The organism is Mycobacterium sp. NGS50 (assembly GCF_059812545.1).
The window spans coordinates 143,246-161,461 of the sequence record NZ_JCALCW010000004.1 but is presented as its reverse complement, the minus strand read 5'-3'; the positions used below and the strand labels follow the sequence as shown (position 1 = coordinate 161,461).

Here is an 18,216-nt window from a genome sequence, read left to right as displayed (position 1 = left end):
GCGGCCGCAGCCGATAGGCTGTTGCTCAACATGAGTACATCGCGGTCACCAGACGTGGCGCGCGGGCGAGTCGTCGCATGGCGCCTGTTCCAGCTGGTGACCGCCGCAGCGCTGGGCTACGCCGGTTGGCGTCTGCTGGGGCACACGCCCTATCGCATCGACCTGGACGTCTACCGGATGGGCGGCCGGGCCTGGCTGAACGGCCAGCCGCTCTACGAGAAGGATTCGCTGTTCGAGACCCCCACCGGGTTGAGTCTGCCGTTCACCTATCCCCCGGTCGCGGCGATCGCGTTCTGCCCGCTGGCCTGGTTGTCGCTGCCGGCGGCCAGCGCCGCGATCACGCTGGTCACGTTCGTGCTGCTGATGGTGGCGACGATGATCCTGCTGACCCGGCTCGACGTGTGGGCGGATTCGCAGGTGGCGCCCGGCCCCGCCTGGCTGCGCCGCGGTTGGCTGACCGCGGCGATCGTGGCGCCGGCCACCATCTGGATGGAGCCGATCTCGTCGAACTTCGCGTTCGGTCAGATCAACGTGGTGCTGATGACGTTGGTGATCGCCGACTGTGTGCCGTCGCGCACCCCGTGGCCCCGCGGGCTGTTGCTGGGCTTGGCGATCGCGCTCAAGCTGACCCCGGCGGTGTTCGTGCTCTACCTGCTGCTGCGCCGCGACGGCCGAGCGGCCCTGACCGCCCTGGCCTCGTTCGCGGCCATCACGGTGGCCGGTGTCGCGCTGGCCTGGCACGACTCCTGGGAGTACTGGACCAACACCATCCGCCACACCGACCGCATCGGTGGGGCGGCCCTGAACACCAACCAGAATGTGGCCGGCGTGCTGGCCCGGATGTCGCTGACCGGCCAGGAGCGCTCGCTGCTGTGGCTGGTGGCGGCGCTGGCAGTGCTGGCCGTCGCGGTGTGGGCGACGCGGCGGGTGCTGGCCGCCGACGAACCCACCTGCGCGCTGATCTGCGTCGCGTTGTTCGGGCTGGTGGTCTCGCCGGTGTCGTGGTCACACCACTGGGTGTGGATGCTGCCGGCGGTGGTGGTCAGCGGTGTGGTCGCCTACCGGCGCCATGCCACCGCGTTGGGGGTGATCAGCGGGCTGGGAGTGCTGATGACGGTGGTCACCCCGATCAAACTGCTGCCGGAAAACCACGAGACCACCGCACCGCTGTGGCGTCAGCTGGTCGGGGTCTCCTACCTGTGGTGGGCGCTGGCGTTCCTTGTCGTCGCCGGTCTCACCTTGACCGCAACGCCTCGATCCCCTGCCGGGGCGCCGGCCCAGCCGGTGTCGGCCCGGGCCTGACCGCAACGGGTCAGCCGGCGGCGGACTCCGGAATGCGGGTCGCCGAGTCCGCGGCATCGGCGGGTGCGTGGCCGTTCTTGAGGCTGGCGGCGTAGATGTCGACGTATTCCTGCCCGGACAGCCGCATCAGCTCGTAGACGACCTCGTCGATGACGGCCCGTTCGATGAACCGGTTGCCGGCCAGCCCGTCGAAGCGGGAGAAGTCCATCGGCTTGCCGAACCGCACGGTGACCCGCCCGAACCGCAACATCTTGGTTCCCGGCGGGTTGACGACGTTGGTGCCGATCATCGCCACCGGGATCACCGGAACCCCGGTCTGCAGCGCCAGCCGGGCCAGCCCGGTCTTGCCCTTGTACAGCCGGCCATCCGGCGACCGGGTGCCCTCGGGGTACATGCCCAACAGTTTGCCGTCGGCCAGCAGTCGCTCCGCGGTGTTCAGTGCGGCCTGCGCGGCGTCGGCGTCGGTGCGGTCGATCGGCACCTGCCCCACCACGGTGTAGAACCACCGGTTGAACCAGCCCTTGATGCCGGTGCCGGTGAAGTACTCCGACTTGGCCAAAAACGTGATCCGCCGCCGCACCACCAGCGGAAGGTAGAAGCTGTCCATCACCGCCAGGTGGTTACTGGCCAGGATCACCGCGCCATTGTCCGGGACGTGCTCCAAGCCTTCGACTTTCGGTCGGCCGAGCAGCGCCAGCAACGGGCCCAGGAGTATGTACTTGAAAAACCAATACCACATGAACCCTCCCACTTGCCCACACCGGACAGTGCTTTGCGCCAACTTTACTCACCCGGTGTGGATGCCACCACACCTCATGTGAGCGGCACTCATTCCTCGACGTTGACCGGGATGTGCTGATACCGGTTGCGGGCCGGCGGCGGATCGTCACCCGGGCCGTCCGGCGGCGGCGCGGGCGACTCGGGGTCGGCGACCATCAGGCGGATCACCGCCAGCAGCGCGGTGCTGTGCTCGGCGATGACGCTCAGCAGCGGGTGCTGTTCGCCGTTGACCAGGGCGGCCAGCGCGCACACCGGGCACCACACCTGCTGGCATTTGCCGGGCTGGCCGGCCGACGCCAGCGCCGCGACCGACCGGATCGCCGGGTCGAGACCGTCCAGGATGGCTTGCGCGACCTTGCGCAACTCGGGCCCCAGCTCGCCGAGGTCGGGATGTATGCCGCTCACTTCGGCCACACCTCCGGGTCGGGTCGGAATCGCACCGTCAGCTCGCTGCCACGCAGGGTCGCGTCGGACACCGTGCATCTTCGCAACACCGACGCCAACCGCACCCTGCGCCGCATGCCGCCGGCGCCGATGATCAGGTCTTCGTCGACCCGGCCCAATGTCAGGGTGCCGGAATCGACCTGCGGCAACTCTAGCCGCAATCGATACACCGAGCCCAATCCTGACCCGGACTCCAGGTCCACCACCGGCCGCAGCGGGCCCGGCGGCGGTGCTCCGTCGCGGCGACGGACGTTGTCGAGCAGTTCGCCCAGCGCCTTGGCCCCGATCGGTTCACCGGGCAGGTGCGGGGCCAGCAGCAGCGCCACGTCCCCGATGGCGGCGTCGATCTCGTCGAGGACGGTGCGCTGCTCGGCGATGCGTTCGGCGTACCAGTCGAAGGCCGGATGGTCGGGCAGGTTGCTGTATTCGTAGGAATCGTCCTGCACCAGAACCTGATTGACGATGAGCTCGGCGACCCGGACTCCCATCAGCGCCAGCGAACCCAGCGTCCGGACGGCCTCGGCGGCGACCACGCGTTCGGCGGTCAGCACCAGATGCGCGCTCACCAGCTCACCGTCGGTCAGCAGCGCACCCAGCGCTTCGGCGCCGGCGCTGATCCGCTCCAACAGGTCCACCACCGCCACGGATGCCGCATCGTCGACGGCGGTGGACAGCCGACGGTGACGCGGCCAGGCCCGCTCCAGATAGAACTCGACGGTGGCGGGCAGGGTCAGCATCCGCAGCGCATCGGCGGTGGACGCACAGTCCACCACGATCTGGTCCCACTGCCCGGACATGGCCAACTCCCCGACCCGGTACAGGCCGAGCACTTCCTGGATCCCGGGCACCGCCGAGAGTTCTTCGGGTGCCACGTTGCCCAACTCCGATTCCGGGAAACGCCCGGCCAGCACGTCGGCGACCGCGCGCCAGCGGGTCTCCAGCAGCGCCGCGGTGTCCAGCGCCAGGGCGTCCAGCGAGCCGGTCTCCTCGGTGATCACCCGCAGCGGGTCGTGCTGGCCGGTCGTGGGCACCGCCACACCGAGGACATCACCGAGCGAGTGCGCCTGGTCGGTCGACACCAGCAGCACCCGCTGCCCTGCGTGGGTATCCCCGACCGCGGTCGCGGCCGCCAGGGTGGATTTGCCTACTCCACCTTTGCCGACGAACAGGCTGATCCGGGCCGGTGTGGAGTTGGGAAGGTCACTCAGCCTCGACTCGTTTCTTCAGGTCCTTGAGCGCGGTGTCGGTGATCCGGCGTTCGGCCTTGCGTTTGAGCAGGCCGATCATCGGGATGGCGAGGTCCACGGAGAGCTCGTAGGTGACCTCGGTGCCGGATCCCTTGGGCGTGAGCCGGTATTCACCGTCGAGGGCGCGCAGCAACGCACCGGACACCAACGACCAGCGCACCGAGCTGTGGTCGGCCGGCCATTCATAGGTCAGCACCATGGTGTCCTTGAGCACGGCGGCATCCAGCACCAGCCGGGCCACCTTCGGGTAGCCGTCGGCGTCGGACTCCAGCACCTCGGCCTCGGTGTACTCCGACACCCAGTCCGGGTAGGAACCGATGTCGGCGATGACCTTCATCACCGTGCCCGGATCCGCCTCGATATAGATCGTCTGCGCCGTCTTATCCGCCACCTGGTCGCTTCCCTATCACTTCCCGCCGCCCCCAGGGAGGAACGGTACCCGCCGCCGGGTGATCTGTTGTCAGGCCGGTGCCAGCGGAGCGACCCCCACCGGACGCGAGACCTCTAGTGTCGCCTTGACCTGGAAGGCCATCTTCTTGCCGGCGACCCGGCGGCGATGCGTCATCTTGGCCAGGTTCATCTTGGCCAGCTGCTGGGCCGTCGCCCCGGCCGGCTCGGCGTGCAGGAAGTAGTGCAGCACCACGCCGTCCAGCGCCGGCTCCAGCCAGACCTCCATGGTGCCGGTCAACGGACCGGCCACCGACCAGCGCACACCCTTCTCGGCGCGGTCCTCCACCACGCTCAGCAGCAGATCGGGCCACCACCGCCGCCAGCTCGACGGGTCACCGACGGCCGCACCGACCCGGGCGGCGTCGGCCGCGACGAATGTCTGGTCGGCGACCTGGATGCTGCTCATCTCATTAGCTTCACATACGGATCATCGGGCGCCGCACCGGGCAGCGGGCCGGGCGGACCGTGAACACCGTCACAGCCGCCGACGGGCGCCGACTAGGCTGGCACCGCGAAACGCCCACAGGCTTGTAGCTCGAAAGAGGTCAGTTACGTGCGTGAATACACTGCTCCTGCCCCGTTCACGGTCGGCGAGCGCGACACCGTGGTTGCCGCCGTGTTCGAACACGAGCGCGACGACCCCGACTTCGCGCTCTATCAGCGGCTGGTCGACGGCGCCTGGATCGATGTCAGCTGCGCCGCCGCGGCCGCCCAGATCCGGGCGACCGCACTGGGTTTGATCGCCCAGGGTGTGCAGCCCGGCGACCGGGTGGCGGTGCTGTCGGCCACCCGCTATGAGTGGACGATCCTGGATCTGGCGATCCTGGCCGCCGGGGCGGTCACCGTGCCGATCTACGAAACGTCGTCGGCCGACCAGGTGCGCTGGGTGATGCAGGACTCCGCCGCGGTGCTGCTGATCGCGGAGACCGATGCGCACGCCACCCTGGTCGCCAGCATCGCCGACGAGCTGCCCGCGATGCGCCGGGTGCTGCACATCGAGGGTGACGGGCCTTCCGCGCTCGACGAGCTCGCCGCGGCCGGAAGCGCGGTCGACCCGGCCGAATTGGCCGCCCGCATCGACGGTCTGCGCTCCGACGCCCCCGCCACCCTGATCTACACCTCGGGCACCACGGGCCGGCCCAAGGGCTGCCAGCTCACCCACGCCAACCTGGTCTACGAGACCCGCGGCGCCAAGGAGGTGCTGCCGACCCTGCTGGTCAAGGGTGGCCGCCTGCTGGTGTTCCTGCCGTTGGCGCATGTGCTGGCGCGGGCGATCACGCTGGGCGCGATGGCCAACAAGGTCACCGTGGGGTTCACCAGCGACATCAAGAATCTGGTGCCGATGTTCGCGGTGTTCAAACCGACCGTGGTGGTGTCGGTGCCGCGGGTGTTCGAGAAGGTCTACAACACCGCCGCGCAGAACGCCGCCAACGACGGCAAGGGCCGCATCTTCGCGATGGCCGCCCAGACCGCCGTGGACTGGAGCAAGGCCGCCGACGAGGGTGGTCCCGGGCTGTGGCTGCGCGCCAAGCATGCGCTGTTCGACCGGCTGGTCTACCACAAGCTGCGGGCCGCGCTCGGCGGTGACTGCAGCGCGTCGATCTCCGGCGGCGGACCGCTGGGCGTGTGGCTGGGCCACTTCTACCGCGGCGTGGGCCTGACCATCTACGAGGGGTACGGCCTGACCGAGACCTGCGCGGCCATCACGGTCAACCAGGTCGGTGATTTCAAGATCGGCACCGTCGGGAAGCTGGTGCCCGGCAACAGCATGCGCATCGCCGATGACGGCGAGGTGCTGGTGCGCGGCGGGGTGGTGTTCAGCGGCTACTGGCGCAACGAGGAGGCCAGCGCCGAGGCGCTGTCGGACGGCTGGTTCAAGACCGGCGACTTGGGCGCCGTCGATGCCGACGGCTTCTTGACCATCACCGGCCGCAAGAAGGAGATCATCGTGACCGCCGGCGGCAAGAACGTCGCCCCGGCGGTGCTCGAGGATCAGCTGCGGGCGCACCCGCTGATCAGCCAGGCGATGGCGGTCGGCGACGCCAAACCGTTCATCGGCGCCCTGATCACCATCGACCCCGAGGCGTTCGACGGCTGGAAGCAGCGCAACGGCAAGAACCGGGACGCGTCGGTGGGCGATCTGGCGACCGACCCGGACCTGCTTGCCGAGGTGGAGGCCGCGATCAAGCAGGCCAACACCGCGGTGTCGCACGCCGAGTCGATCCGCAAGTTCCGGATCCTGCCGGTCGACTTCACCGAGGAGACCGGGGAGCTGACCCCGACGATGAAGGTCAAGCGCAAGGTGGTCGCCGAGAAGTTCGCCGGCGAGATCGAGGCGATCTACGCCAAGGACTAGAGGCGCGAGCAGCCGCAAAAGTGCCCTAGTAACGCAGTTACAGGGCACTTTTGCGTCTGCTCGGCACCTAACCCAGCAGCGCGGCCATCCGGGCGGCCAGGGTGTCCCATTGCCAGTTGCCGGTCACCCAGTCGCGCCCGGCGGCGCCCATCGCCGCCGCCCGCTGCGGGTCGGCCAGGATCGCCACCACGGCGTCGGCGATCTGCCCCACCGACCGCCCGTCCACCACCAGCCCGGTTTCGTTGTCCCGCACGGTTTCCGGCGCGCCACCGGAGTCGCCGGCCACCACCGGCACCCCGGCCGCGGACGCCTCCAGGAACACGATGCCGAGCCCTTCGACGTCCAGGCCGGCGCCGCGGGTGCGGCACGGCATCGCGAACACGTCGCCCAGGCAGTAGTGGGCGGGCAACTCGGCCATCGGCACACTGCCGGTGAAGATCACGTCCTCGGCGACCCCGACCTGCTGCGCGAGTCGACGCAGCGTGTCCAGGTGCGGGCCTCCCCCGACGATGACCAGCGCGGCTCCCTCGACTCGCCGCCGAATCTCGGGCAGCGCGCGAATCAGCATGTCCTGCCCCTTGCGCGGCACCAGCCGTGACACGCACACCACGGTCGGACGCTGCCCGAGCCGGTAGCGGACCCGCAGGTCGGCCCGCGCGGCGGGGTCGGGCCGGAACCGGTCGGTGTCCACCCCCGGCGGCAGATGTTCGAGGCCGGCCGCCGGCCCGAACGCGGCACCGAACCGGCCGCGGGTGTAGTGGCTGACGAAGGTCACCACGTCGGTGGTGTCGCCGATGCGGCGCAGCACCGAGCGGGCCACCGGCAGCATCGACCAGCCCACCTCGTGGCCGTGGGTGCTGGCCAGCACCCGGCGCGCGCCGGCGCCCCGGGCGCGGTCGGCCAGCACCGCCAGCGGGGCGGCCGCACCGAACCAGACGGTGTCGATGTCGCGCTCGGCGATCAGGCGGCGCATCCGGGCGTCGACGGCCCGGCCGGGCAGCATCAGGGTGCTCGGGTGGCGCACCACCTGGAAGCCGTCGGCCAGGGCTGCGCTGTCGAAGGCGTCGGCGCCTTTCCAGGTCGGCGCGTACACCAGCACGCTGTGCTGCGTCACCACCCGCCTGACCAGCTCCTCCAGGTAGGACTGGATGCCGCCGCGCCGCGGCGGAAAATCATTGGTTACCAGCAGGACCCGGCTCACGTGGAGAAGGCTAACCAGTGCTGCCAGCGGGTCAGCAGGTCGGGCAGGTCGACCCCGAGCACCTCGCGCACCGCGGTGGCCGCGTCCGGGTGCCCGCTACCGCAGGCCGCCAGGTAGAGCCGGCGCAACGCGCCGGCGCCGTAGCTGTCGGCGACGAAGCGCATGAACAACCACGCCTGGTCGTAGGCCAGCACCCGTCGTGGCCCGGCGGCGTCCAGGTCGGCGTCGGACGGCAGCGTCGCCGGCACCGCGCCGGGGGCGGGCAGCGTGGTGGCCGGCCGGGCGACGAAATCGGCCACCCCCTCGGTGATCCAGCGGGGCGCGTCCAGCGCGGTGTCGGCGCGCGCGGCGTAGTGGAACAGCTCGTGGGTCAGCACCAACCGCAGCGCGCCGGGGCCCATCGCGGCGGCGCCGGGCGCCAGCACCACCCGCTGGCCGCGAGCGATCCGGTGCGCCGGATCCACCCCGTCGGCGACCGCGATCGCCGCGATGTCGGCGCCCGGTGCGTGACCGCCGGCCGCGGTCTGGAACTGCTCGGCGGTGCCGGCGGCGACCACCACGATGCGATGCGACCAGTCGGTGCCCCAGAATTCCTCCACGGCGCCGACCGCGCCGCCGATGTCGGCGGTGACGCGGGCCAGCAGGGCGTCGGTCCCGGCGCCACCCAGGCTGATCAGGTCGACACTGCGGTTGTCCCCGACGATCAGGGCCGCCGGGGCGGCGCTGGGCGTCTCGGCGCTGATCGGCGGCTGTGGGGACGTCGGCCATACCAGCGCGACCGCACACACCAGCTCAGCGATCAGCAGCGCAGCCAGCGGGGCCGGTCGGACCCGCCGGCGCTCAGTAGCGGCGGGCGTTGTGGATCGGCCCCGACGAGTTCATCGGCACCACCCGGACCGGCTGCCCGTAGGTGGAGGAATGGATCATCATGCCGTCCCCGACGTAGATGCCGGAGTGGGACGCGTCGGAGTAGAAGGTCAGCACGTCGCCGGGCTGCAGATCGGACAACGACACCGGCTGCCCGCCGTTGGCCTGCGCCTGGCTGGAGTGCGGCAGCGCGATGCCGGCCTGCTGGAACGCCCACATCACCAGACCCGAGCAGTCGAAGCCACCGGGTGCCGCACCACCCCATGAGTACGGTGTCCCGACCTGGGTGAGCGCGGCCTGCACCGCGATCGCGGCCTGACCGCCACCGTCACCGCCGAACGACGGCAGCGATGCCAGCGCCTCGGTGGCGCCGCCGGGGGCGCCCTCGGCGGGCGGAGCGGCGTCGGGCGGGGCAGGCACCGCATCGGGGGCGGGTGCGCCCTCGGGTGCCGGCCCGGGAGCGGCCAGCGCGACGCGCTGTCCGGGGGTCAGCGCGAGGTACTGGGATTTCACAATGGCGATCTGGGTGCGCAGGCGGCTCTGCTTGGACTGCAACTCGGCCCGCACCGAGGCAGCGTTCTCGGCCGCCGTCTTCGCGGCGGCCGCCGACTTGGCCGAGGCCTCCTCGGCCTGGGTGGCCTTCTGGCCGGCTTCGCGGAAGTGATCCATCTGGGTGGACATGTCGGTGCCGAGGACGCGCTGAGCCGACAGCATGTCGATCATCTGCTGCGGTGATTCGGCGGTCAGGATGGCGTCCATCCCGTCGGTGCGGCCACCCATGTACGTGGCGACGGCGTAGTTGTCGACCGCCGACTGGTAGCTGGCGAGCTGCAACTTGGCAGTTTGCAGGGCGGCCTCGGCGCGCACGTGGGCTTTGTCGGCGGCGTCCTGGGCGGCGACCTTTTTGTTGAGGTCGAGCTGGGCGCTGTGCATCGCCTCGGTGGTCTGCTCGGCCTGACGGGACAGTTCGTTGAGTTTTGCCAGCGCATCGTCGGCCGGGTCTGCTTGCACGCTGCCGGCGAGGAGACCGGAGAAGACCACTAGTCCCGAAATCGCAGCGACGGCAGGTCGCTTGATCACGCGCGCGATCCAGCGATTACGGTCTAGCGTCAAGATTTCGTCCTTACAAAACAGCCGTCGAACACGTTTTGGTCTCAGCCAGGTTACGAAACGGCAACGGCGTTGTCTATCGCGAAATTCTAAATTTATCAGGATCGACGTGGGTCGCTAGTCCCGCACGCCGACTCTTAGACGATCGCCAAAGTGTCTTAGGCGATCCCCATATTGCGTTGGCCGCGGATCGGCACCAGCCGCAGCCGCGGTGCCATCCCCGCCTCGGCGAGGACGTCCAGGGCGGCGCATTCGTCCTGTGACAGGGTGTCCGGCACCCCGAGCAGCACGCTGATCACGCAGTCGTGGCAGCCCGGACCGCGTACCGCGCAGTCGTCGCAGTCGATCACCACCGGTTCGCCCGGGTCGGCGTCTCGGGCACCATCAAAGGGCGGGATCTGTCCCATCAGCGGTTCCTTTCGGTCGGCTGGCCGCACCCTAACGCCGGCCACCGACATGTCGGTTTGCCCTGCTCCGGGCTCTGCGGCCGGAACCGCGACGACTGAATTACATCGATGTCGGTAGGGCTGCCTATCGTCTGGGGCATGGGCGTGACTCCGGCCGAACAGAGGACAGCCGAACAGTTGAGCTTCACCGGGCTGGATCCCGGCGAGGCGCCCGAAACCCCGCTGCGTGACACCACCTTCGTCGTGGTGGACCTGGAAACCACCGGCGGGCGGACATCCACCGACGGCGCGGCGCCGCCGGATGCGATCACCGAGATCGGTGCGGTCAAGGTGCGGGGCGGGGCGGTGCTCGGTGAATTCGCCACCCTGATCGACCCGCAGCGCAGCATCCCGCCGCAGATCACCCGGCTGACCGGGATCACCACCGCCATGGTGTGCGACGCCCCCACGATCAGCGCGGTGCTGCCGTCGTTTCTCGAGTTCGCCCGGGGCAGCGTGCTGGTCGCCCACAACGCGGGGTTCGACATCGGATTTCTGCGCGCCGCCGCCGACCAGTGCGGGCTGGCATGGCCGCGGCCCCCGGTGTTGTGCACGGTGCGCCTGGCGCGCCGGGTGCTCAGCCGTGAGGAAGCCCCCAGCGTGCGGCTGGCCGAGCTGGCCCGGCTGTTCCGGGTCGCCACCCAACCCACCCACCGGGCCCTCGACGACGCCCGCGCCACCGTCGACGTCCTGCACGCCCTGATCGAGCGGGTGGGCAACCAGGGCGTGGACACCTACACCGACCTGCGGGCGTATCTGCCCAACGTGACGCCGGCGCAGCGCGGCAAGCGGGTGCTCGCCGAGCGGCTACCGCGCCGGCCCGGCGTGTACCTGTTCCGCGGACCTTCCGGCGAGGTGCTCTACATCGGCACCGCCACCGACCTGCGCCGCCGGGTGGGCCAGTACTTCACCGGCGCGGACCCGCGCGGCCGGATCAAGGAGATGGTGACGCTGGCCGGCGCGGTGGACCACGTCGAATGCGCACACCCGCTGGAAGCCGGGGTGCGGGAGCTGCGGCTGCTTGCCGCGCACGCCCCGCCGTACAACCGGCGCTCGCGCTATCCGCACCGCTGGTGGTGGGTGGTGCTGACCGACGAAGCGTTCCCCCGGTTCTCGGTGGTGCGCACCCCGCGCCACGACCGAGCGGTCGGCCCGTTCCGATCCCGCGCGCAGGCCGCCGAGGCCGCCGACCTGCTGGCCCGGTTCACCGGGGTGCGCACCTGCACCAAGCGGTTGGCGCGCGCCGCGCGCCACGCCTGCCCGCAGCGCGAGGTGGCGACGTGCCCGGGGGCCCGCGAGGCGACCGCCGAGCAGTACGCCCCCGCGGCGCGGCGGGCGGCCGACCTGATCGACGGCTACGACGACGCCGCCCTGGACGCGGCCGTGCAACGGATCAACGCGCTGGCCGCCGCGCACCGCTATGAGAGCGCCGCCCGGCTGCGCGACCACACCGCCACCACGCTCGACGTGCTGTGGCGCGGGCAGCGGCTGAACCGGCTCGCCGCGGTCCCCGAGCTGGTCGCCGCCGCCCCGGACGGCGCCGGCGGGTGGCAGCTCGCGGTGATCCGGCACGGGCAGCTGGCCGCGGCCGGCTGCGCGCGCCGCGGGGTGCCACCGATGCCGGTCGTCGACGCGATCTGTGCCGGAGCGCAGGTGATCGTGCCGCAACCGGCCCCGCTGGGCGGGGCGCTGGTCGAGGAGACCCGCCTCATCGCCCGCTGGCTGGCCACGCCGGGGGTGCGCATCGTGCGGGTGGACGGGACCTGGGCCACCCCGTTGCGTGCGGCCGGGCGGTGGGCGGTGTGGGCGCAGTCCGCGCGCTCGGCGCGGCTGGCGGCCGATCAGGCCGTCGCGCACGGCTCAGACCTGCTGGCTGAACCGCACCCATCGCGCGAGCAGCTGTTCGGCCGCACCGGATTCGATCGCCTCGGTGGCCCGGGCCAGCCCGTCCTCCCAGGCCGGGAGCCACTCAGCGCGGCTGGATAGCCCGGCGTGGGCGACCAGCGCACCGGCGGCGTTGAGCACTACCGCGTCGCGCACCGGTCCCGGGGCGCCGCCCAGCACCGAGCGGGCCTCGGCGGCGTTGGCCGCGGCGTCGCCGCCCAACAACTGGTCCAGTTCGGCGCGGGCGAACCCGAAACCGGCCGGGTCGAAGGTCAGCCGCTCCACGGTGCCGGCCTGCACCCGCCAGATGGTGCTGGTGGTCGTGGTGGTCAGCTCGTCGAGCCCGTCGTCGCCGTGCACCACCAGCACCGAAGACCGGCGCGCGGCGAACACCCCCGCCATCACCTCGGCCAGGTCGCCGAACGCGCAGCCGATCAGCCCGGCCCGCGGCCCGGCCGGATTGGTCAGCGGCCCAAGCAGATTGAACACGGTGGGCACGCCCACCTCGCGCCGCGCCTCGGACGCGTGCCGGTAGGACGGGTTGAACTGCGGCGCGAAGCAGAACCCGATCCCCACCTCAGCGACGCTGCGGGCCACCTCGTCGGGCCCCAGGTCGATGCGCACCCCGAGCGCTTCGAGGGTGTCGGCGCCGCCGGACAGCGAGGAGGCGGCCCGGTTGCCGTGTTTGACCACCGGCACGCCGGTCGCAGCCACCACGATGGCCGCCATCGTCGACAGATTCACCGTGTTGACGCCGTCACCGCCGGTGCCGACGATGTCGACGGTGTCGGTGCCGATCGTCTCGGTGGGCACGGTGCGGGCGTGGCGCAGCATCACCTCGGCCAGTTCGGCGACCTCGGCCGCCCGCGGGCCCTTCATCTTCATCGCCACGCCGAACGCGGCGATCTGGGCGGGCGTCGCCGCGCCGGTCATGATCTGCTCCATGACCCACGCCGACTGCCCGCGGACCAGGTCGTTCCCGGTCGTCAGGCGGCCCAGCACCTGGGCCCATTCCCGGGTGGGGCGCGTCGCGGCGCCCTGCGACGGCTGCGGAGCTGAGTCGGCCACGCGCCGATGCTCCCACGTCGACCCGTTCTGCCCCAAGCCGCGCCGGCACCCGGAGGCAACTCGCCGTAGATGAATTGGCGACCCCGCTGGAGTTCGACAACTACAAAGCGTCATACTTGCGGATGTGACGAGCGCTGTCGGGACCTCGGGTACTGCTATCACCTCGCGCGTGCATTCGCTGAACCGGCCGAACATGGTCAGTGTCGGCACCATCGTCTGGCTGTCCAGCGAACTGATGTTCTTTGCTGGGCTGTTCGCGATGTACTTCACCGCACGCGCTCAGGCGGGCGGCGTGTGGCCGCCGCCGGACACTCACCTGAACCTGTATCAGGCGGTGCCGGTGACCGCGGTGCTGATCGCCTCGTCGTTCACCTGCCAGATGGGGGTGTTCGCCGCCGAGCGCGGCGACGTGTTCGGGCTGCGCCGCTGGTACGTGGTGACGTTCCTGATGGGGGCGTTCTTCGTGGGCGGTCAGGCCTACGAGTACTACCACCTGATCAGCGAGGGCATCACCATCCCGCACAGCGCCTACGCCAGCGTGTTCTACCTGTGCACCGGCTTCCACGGTCTGCACGTCATCGGCGGTCTGGTCGCGTTCATCTTCCTGTTGATCCGCACCGGGATGAGCAAGTTCACTCCGGCCCAGGCCACGGCCTCGATCGTGGTCTCCTACTACTGGCACTTCGTCGATATCGTGTGGATCGCACTGTTCGCCACGATCTACTTCATCCGATGAAAACCCCGATGAACAGGAGCGTTCGGTTGAAGACGCCTGCGTTGACCCGATCGGGCAGCACCATCGCGCGGCGGCGGTTGCGCCGGCGCATGACCGGTGGGTTGCTGCTCTTGCTGGCGCTGACAGTGGCCGGTGGCCTGGCCGCGGTGCTGACGCCCACCCCGCAGGTGGCGGTGGCCGACGAGTCCGCGTCGGCGCAGCTGCGCACCGGCAAGCAGCTGTTCGACACCTCGTGCATCACCTGCCACGGCGTGAACCTGCAGGGCGTGCCCGACCGCGGGCCCAGCCTGATCGGGGTCGGCGAGGCGGCCGTCTACTTCCAGGTGTCCACCGGCCGGATGCCGGCGATGCGCGGTGAGGCGCAGGCCCCCCGCAAGGACCCGGTCTTCGACGACGGCCAGATCGACGCGCTGGGCGCCTACGTGCAGGCCAACGGCGGCGGCCCCACCGTGGTGCGCGACGAGCACGGCAACATCGCCCAGCAGTCGTTGCGCGGCAACGACCTGGGCCGCGGCGGTGACCTGTTCCGGCTGAACTGCGCGTCCTGCCACAACTTCACCGGCCAGGGCGGGGCGCTGTCCTCTGGCAAGTTCGCGCCCGACCTGAACGACCCCAACGAACAGCAGATCCTCGCCGCGATGCTGACCGGACCGCAGAACATGCCGAAGTTCTCCGACCGCCAGCTCCCGTTCGAGGAGAAGCAGGACATCATCGCCTACGTCAAGAACGTGACCGAGGAGCGCGACCCGGGCGGCTACGGCCTGGGCGGCTTCGGGCCGGCCCCGGAGGGCATGGCGATGTGGATCATCGGGATGGTGGCTGCCATTGCCGCCGCATTGTGGATCGGGGCGCGCGCATGAGCAACGCCGACAACACCAACCTGCCCGACGAGGCGGAACTGGCCACCATGTCTCGCGAAGAGCTGGTGAACCTGGGTGGGCAACTCGACGGGGTCGAGACCGTCTACAAGGAGCCGCGCTGGCAGGTCGAGGACACCAAGGCCGAGAAGCGTGCCGAGCGCCACGTCGCGCTGTGGTTCCTGGCCGGCGGCGGCTTCGGGCTGGCATTGCTGGTCGTGTTCCTGCGCTGGCCGTGGGAGTACAAGACCAACGCCGAACAGGGCAGCATCTTCTACACGCTGGCCACCCCGATGTACGGGCTGACCTTCGGACTGTCGGTGCTGTGCCTGGCGATCGGCGCGGTGACATTCGTCAAAAAGTTCATCCCCGAGGAAATCTCGATCCAACAGCGCCACGACGGCGCGTCCTCTGAGCTGGACCGCAAGACGGTGGCGGCCAACCTGACCGATGCGCTGGAAGGCTCCACCCTGCGCCGGCGCAAGCTGCTCGGGCTCTCGCTGGGCATCGGGTTCGGCGCGTTCGGGCTGGGCGCCCTGGTGGCGTTCGCCGGCGGCATCATCAAGAACCCGTGGAAACCGGTGGTGGACACCGCCGACGGCCGCAAGGCGGTGCTGTGGACCTCCGGGTGGACCCCGCGGTATGCCGGCGAGACCATCTTTTTGGCCCGCGCAACCGGCCAGAATGCCACCACCCCGTTCGTCAAGATCCGCCCCGAGGACCTGGACGCCGGCGGCATGGAGACGGTCTTCCCCTGGCGGGAGACCGACGGTAACGGCGACACCGCCGAATCCCACGAGAAGCTCAACGAGATCATGATGGGCGTGCGCAACCCGGTGATGCTGATCCGCATCCGCGCCCAGGACATGGCCCGGGTCACCAAGCGCAAGGGCCAGGAGAGCTTCAACTACGGCGATTTCTTCGCCTACACCAAGATCTGTTCCCACTTGGGTTGTCCGTCATCGCTTTTCGAACAGCAGACCTACCGCATTCTGTGCCCGTGCCACCAGTCGCAGTTCGACGCGTTGACCTACGCCAAACCGATCTTCGGTCCTGCTGCCCGCGCGTTGGCGCAGCTTCCCATCACCATCGACACCGACGGATACCTGGTCGCCAACGGTGACTTCACCGAAGCCGTCGGACCGGCATTCTGGGAGCGCACATCATGAGTCCGAAAATTGGTGATGTCCTGGCCCGCCAAGGCGACGACATCGATTCGCGGTATCACCCCTCGGCAGCGGTACGCCGCCAGCTGAACAAGGTTTTCCCGACGCACTGGTCGTTCCTGCTCGGTGAGATCGCGCTGTACAGCTTCATCGTGCTGCTGCTGTCCGGGGTGTATCTGACCCTATTCTTCGACCCGTCGATGGCCGAGGTCACCTACAACGGCGTCTTCCAGCCGCTGCGCGGTGTGCAGATGTCGCGGGCCTACGAGTCGGCGCTGGACATCTCCTTCGAGGTGCGCGGCGGCTTGTTCATGCGCCAGATCCACCACTGGGCGGCGCTGCTGTTCGCCGCGTCGATCATGGTGCACCTGGCCCGGGTCTTCTTCACCGGCGCGTTCCGTCGCCCGCGTGAGGCGAACTGGGTCATCGGATCGCTGCTGCTGATCCTGGCCATGTTCGAGGGCTACTTCGGCTACTCGCTGCCCGACGACCTGCTCTCCGGTATCGGGCTGCGGGCCGCGCTGTCCTCGATCACGCTGGGTATGCCGGTGATCGGCACCTGGCTGCACTGGGCGCTGATCGGCGGCGACTTCCCCGGCAACATCCTGATCCCCCGGCTCTACGCCATGCACATCCTGCTGCTGCCGGCGATCATCCTGGCGCTGATCGGGGCGCACCTGGCGTTGGTGTGGTTCCAGAAGCACACCCAGTTCCCCGGTCCGGGCCGCACCGAGCAGAACGTCGTCGGCGTGCGCGTGATGCCGGTGTTCGCGGTCAAGAGCGGCGCCTTCTTCGCGATGATCGTCGCGGTGCTGGGCCTGATGGGCGGCCTGCTGCAGATCAACCCGATCTGGAACCTGGGCCCCTACAAGCCGTCTCAGGTGTCGGCGGGCAGCCAGCCCGACTTCTACATGATGTGGACCGAGGGGCTGGCCCGTCTGTGGCCGGCCTGGGAGTTCTACTTCTGGGGCCACACCGTTCCCGGCCCGGTCGGGGTCGCGTTGATCATGGGCGGCGTCTTCATCCTGCTGATGGCCTACCCGTTCCTGGAGAAGAAGTTCACCGGCGACTACGCGCACCACAATCTGTTGCAGCGTCCCCGGGATGCACCGGTGCGCACCGCGATCGGCGCGATGGCGATCTCGTTCTACATGGTGCTCACCCTGGCCGCGATGAACGACATCATCGCCTGGAAGTTCCACATCTCGCTGAACGCCACCACGTGGATCGGCCGGATCGGGATGGTGGTGCTGCCGCCGTTCATCTTCTTCCTGACCTACCGGTGGTGCATCGGGCTGCAGCGCAGCGACCGTGCCGCGCTGGAGCACGGGGTGGAGACCGGCATCATCAAGCGGTTGCCGCAGGGCGCCTACATCGAGCTGCACCAGCCGCTGGGACCGGTCGACGACCACGGCCACCCGCTGCCGCTGGAGTACCAGGGCGCCCCGGTGCCCAAGCGGATGAACAAGCTCGGGTCCGGCGGCTCCCCCGGCAGCGGCAGCTTCCTGTCGCCCGACCCGGTGTCGGAAGACGCCGCGTTGCGTGAAGCCTCGCATGCGGCCGAGCACCGTGCGCTGACCGCCCTGCGGGAGCACCAGGAGAACAATGGCTCCCCCAACGGACAGAACGGACAGCACTGACCCTCCCCTGCGGGATGTGCTGCGCCGGTTGCCGGTCCTAACCGGCAGCGCCCCGGCGTTCGATCCGGCGCGGGCACCCGACGATCCGGTCGAGCTGTTCACCGGATGGCTGCTGCACGCCGCCGAAGCCGGTGTGGTCGAGCCCCACGCGATGACGCTGTCGACGGTGGCAGCGGGGGCAGCACCGGATGCACGAGTGCTGATCCTCAAGGACGTCGATGCCGCAGGCTGGCATTTCGCGGTCAGCACCGTCAGCCAGAAGGGCCGTGAGCTGGCCCGCAATCCGGCGGTCGCGCTGACCTTCTACTGGCCCGCGCTGGGCCGGCAGGTGCGGGTGCGCGGGGTCGTCAAACCCGACCCGCCGGGGGTGACCGCCGCCGACTTCCTGGCCCGCCCCGACGGGTCGCGGGCGATGGCGCTGACCCGTCGGCAAAGCGAACCCTACAGTGATCCCGCCGAACTGGACGAGGCCCTGGACAAGGCACACCTGGAGCTCGCCACCACCCCCTCACTGGTGCCCGACGAGTGGGTGTCCTACGCCGTGCGGGCCGACAACGTGGAGTTCTGGCAGGCCGACCCGCAGCGTAAGCACCGGCGGGTGCGCTACGAACGCGACGGTTCCGGTTGGTCGCGGACCCTGCTGTGGCCCTAGGAGTTCGGCG

General features: G+C 69.9%; 17 protein-coding genes and 1 pseudogene. 8 read left to right on the top strand and 10 right to left on the bottom strand.

Annotated features, from left to right (window positions below; translation table 11 throughout):
• Positions 1-30 precede the first annotated feature (30 nt).
• On the top strand, positions 31-1,302 hold the full coding sequence (locus AC5Y36_RS04785; RefSeq protein ID WP_500039706.1) for a glycosyltransferase 87 family protein: 1,272 nt from the start codon (positions 31-33) through the stop codon (positions 1,300-1,302).
• Positions 1,303-1,312: 10 nt separating this feature from the next.
• On the opposite strand, the gene AC5Y36_RS04780 is transcribed toward AC5Y36_RS04785, so the two are convergent.
• The 5 genes from AC5Y36_RS04780 to AC5Y36_RS04760 all read right to left on the bottom strand — a co-directional run bounded on the left by AC5Y36_RS04780 (position 1,313) and on the right by AC5Y36_RS04760 (position 4,629).
• Entirely contained in the window at positions 1,313-2,041 is a 729-nt protein-coding gene (locus tag AC5Y36_RS04780; protein WP_500039705.1) for a lysophospholipid acyltransferase family protein, read from the bottom strand.
• An 89-nt stretch (positions 2,042-2,130) separates the two neighbouring features.
• Complete coding sequence (locus AC5Y36_RS04775; protein ID WP_500039704.1) at positions 2,131-2,487, bottom strand: hypothetical protein; 357 nt, start codon at positions 2,485-2,487, stop codon at positions 2,131-2,133.
• A complete protein-coding gene (locus tag AC5Y36_RS04770; RefSeq protein ID WP_500039748.1) occupies positions 2,484-3,734 on the bottom strand; it encodes an ArsA family ATPase in 1,251 nt (416 codons plus the stop codon). The genes AC5Y36_RS04775 and AC5Y36_RS04770 overlap by 4 nt, the downstream gene beginning before the upstream one ends.
• Positions 3,727-4,164 carry an SRPBCC family protein gene (locus AC5Y36_RS04765; protein WP_500039703.1) on the bottom strand — a complete coding sequence of 146 codons (438 nt, stop codon included), beginning with the start codon at positions 4,162-4,164 and terminating at the stop codon, positions 3,727-3,729. Before AC5Y36_RS04765 ends, AC5Y36_RS04770 begins: the two co-directional genes overlap by 8 nt.
• A 69-nt stretch (positions 4,165-4,233) precedes the next feature.
• Positions 4,234-4,629 (bottom strand): polyketide cyclase / dehydrase and lipid transport, encoded by a 396-nt coding sequence (locus AC5Y36_RS04760; RefSeq protein ID WP_500039702.1) that lies wholly within the window; start codon positions 4,627-4,629, stop codon positions 4,234-4,236.
• Between the two features lie 147 nt (positions 4,630-4,776).
• Here AC5Y36_RS04760 and AC5Y36_RS04755 point away from each other — a divergent pair, with 147 nt between their 5' ends.
• Positions 4,777-6,579 (top strand): AMP-dependent synthetase/ligase, encoded by a 1,803-nt coding sequence (locus tag AC5Y36_RS04755; RefSeq protein ID WP_500039701.1) that lies wholly within the window; start codon positions 4,777-4,779, stop codon positions 6,577-6,579.
• A 67-nt stretch (positions 6,580-6,646) separates the two neighbouring features.
• Here the strand turns inward: AC5Y36_RS04755 and AC5Y36_RS04750 are convergent, their stop codons facing one another.
• The 4 genes from AC5Y36_RS04750 to AC5Y36_RS04735 form a co-directional block, all read right to left on the bottom strand.
• Positions 6,647-7,780: a glycosyltransferase family 4 protein gene (locus tag AC5Y36_RS04750; RefSeq protein ID WP_500039700.1), complete on the bottom strand. Its 1,134-nt coding sequence runs from the start codon at positions 7,778-7,780 to the stop codon at positions 6,647-6,649.
• Positions 7,777-8,523, bottom strand: a complete 747-nt coding sequence (locus AC5Y36_RS04745) for a hypothetical protein (protein WP_500039747.1) — start codon at positions 8,521-8,523, stop codon at positions 7,777-7,779. Before AC5Y36_RS04745 ends, AC5Y36_RS04750 begins: the two co-directional genes overlap by 4 nt.
• Positions 8,524-8,620: 97 nt before the next feature.
• The gene (gene ripC, locus AC5Y36_RS04740) at positions 8,621-9,760 is read right to left on the bottom strand and encodes a peptidoglycan hydrolase RipC (protein WP_500039699.1); all 1,140 of its coding nucleotides are present in this window, start codon (positions 9,758-9,760) and stop codon (positions 8,621-8,623) included.
• A gap of 155 nt (positions 9,761-9,915) precedes the next feature.
• Positions 9,916-10,164 (bottom strand): hypothetical protein, encoded by a 249-nt coding sequence (locus tag AC5Y36_RS04735; RefSeq protein ID WP_500039698.1) that lies wholly within the window; start codon positions 10,162-10,164, stop codon positions 9,916-9,918.
• 108 nt (positions 10,165-10,272) lie between these two features.
• Here AC5Y36_RS04735 and AC5Y36_RS04730 point away from each other — a divergent pair.
• A pseudogene (locus tag AC5Y36_RS04730) lies at positions 10,273-12,126 on the top strand (DEDD exonuclease domain-containing protein); the annotation flags it as partial.
• On the opposite strand, the gene trpD reads toward AC5Y36_RS04730, so the two are convergent.
• Complete coding sequence (trpD, locus tag AC5Y36_RS04725) at positions 12,064-13,155, bottom strand: anthranilate phosphoribosyltransferase (RefSeq protein WP_500039697.1); 1,092 nt, start codon at positions 13,153-13,155, stop codon at positions 12,064-12,066. The pseudogene AC5Y36_RS04730 and the gene trpD overlap by 63 nt on opposite strands.
• Positions 13,156-13,279: 124 nt before the next feature.
• Between trpD and ctaE the strand changes: the two genes are divergently transcribed.
• Genes ctaE through AC5Y36_RS04700 form a run of 5 tightly spaced genes read left to right on the top strand, consistent with a single transcriptional unit; the run spans position 13,280 to position 18,206 of the window.
• Positions 13,280-13,891: an aa3-type cytochrome oxidase subunit III gene (gene ctaE / locus AC5Y36_RS04720; protein WP_500039696.1), complete on the top strand. Its 612-nt coding sequence runs from the start codon at positions 13,280-13,282 to the stop codon at positions 13,889-13,891.
• 8 nt (positions 13,892-13,899) lie between these two features.
• Positions 13,900-14,751, top strand: coding sequence for a cytochrome bc1 complex diheme cytochrome c subunit (gene qcrC, locus AC5Y36_RS04715; protein ID WP_500039695.1), 852 nt, complete (start codon positions 13,900-13,902; stop codon positions 14,749-14,751).
• Positions 14,748-15,917 carry a cytochrome bc1 complex Rieske iron-sulfur subunit gene (gene qcrA, locus AC5Y36_RS04710; RefSeq protein WP_500039694.1) on the top strand — a complete coding sequence of 390 codons (1,170 nt, stop codon included), beginning with the start codon at positions 14,748-14,750 and terminating at the stop codon, positions 15,915-15,917. Before qcrC ends, qcrA begins: the two co-directional genes overlap by 4 nt.
• A complete protein-coding gene (qcrB, locus tag AC5Y36_RS04705) occupies positions 15,914-17,554 on the top strand; it encodes a cytochrome bc1 complex cytochrome b subunit (RefSeq protein ID WP_500039693.1) in 1,641 nt (546 codons plus the stop codon). Before qcrA ends, qcrB begins: the two co-directional genes overlap by 4 nt.
• Positions 17,520-18,206 (top strand): pyridoxine/pyridoxamine 5'-phosphate oxidase, encoded by a 687-nt coding sequence (locus AC5Y36_RS04700; RefSeq protein ID WP_500039692.1) that lies wholly within the window; start codon positions 17,520-17,522, stop codon positions 18,204-18,206. The genes qcrB and AC5Y36_RS04700 overlap by 35 nt, the downstream gene beginning before the upstream one ends.
• Positions 18,207-18,216 lie beyond the last annotated feature (10 nt).

Excerpts from the sequence above, each read along its gene's own strand:
- AC5Y36_RS04785 (WP_500039706.1), top strand. The coding sequence starts at position 31 with ATGAGTACATCGCGGTCACCAGACGTGGCGCGCGGGCGAGTCGTCGCA.
- AC5Y36_RS04780 (WP_500039705.1), bottom strand. The coding sequence starts at position 2,041 with ATGTGGTATTGGTTTTTCAAGTACATACTCCTGGGCCCGTTGCTGGCG.
- AC5Y36_RS04760 (WP_500039702.1), bottom strand. The coding sequence starts at position 4,629 with ATGAGCAGCATCCAGGTCGCCGACCAGACATTCGTCGCGGCCGACGCC.
- AC5Y36_RS04735 (WP_500039698.1), bottom strand. The coding sequence starts at position 10,164 with ATGGGACAGATCCCGCCCTTTGATGGTGCCCGAGACGCCGACCCGGGC.
- qcrC (WP_500039695.1), top strand. The coding sequence starts at position 13,900 with ATGAACAGGAGCGTTCGGTTGAAGACGCCTGCGTTGACCCGATCGGGC.
- qcrA (WP_500039694.1), top strand. The coding sequence starts at position 14,748 with ATGAGCAACGCCGACAACACCAACCTGCCCGACGAGGCGGAACTGGCC.
- qcrB (WP_500039693.1), top strand. The coding sequence starts at position 15,914 with ATGAGTCCGAAAATTGGTGATGTCCTGGCCCGCCAAGGCGACGACATC.
- AC5Y36_RS04700 (WP_500039692.1), top strand. The coding sequence starts at position 17,520 with ATGGCTCCCCCAACGGACAGAACGGACAGCACTGACCCTCCCCTGCGG.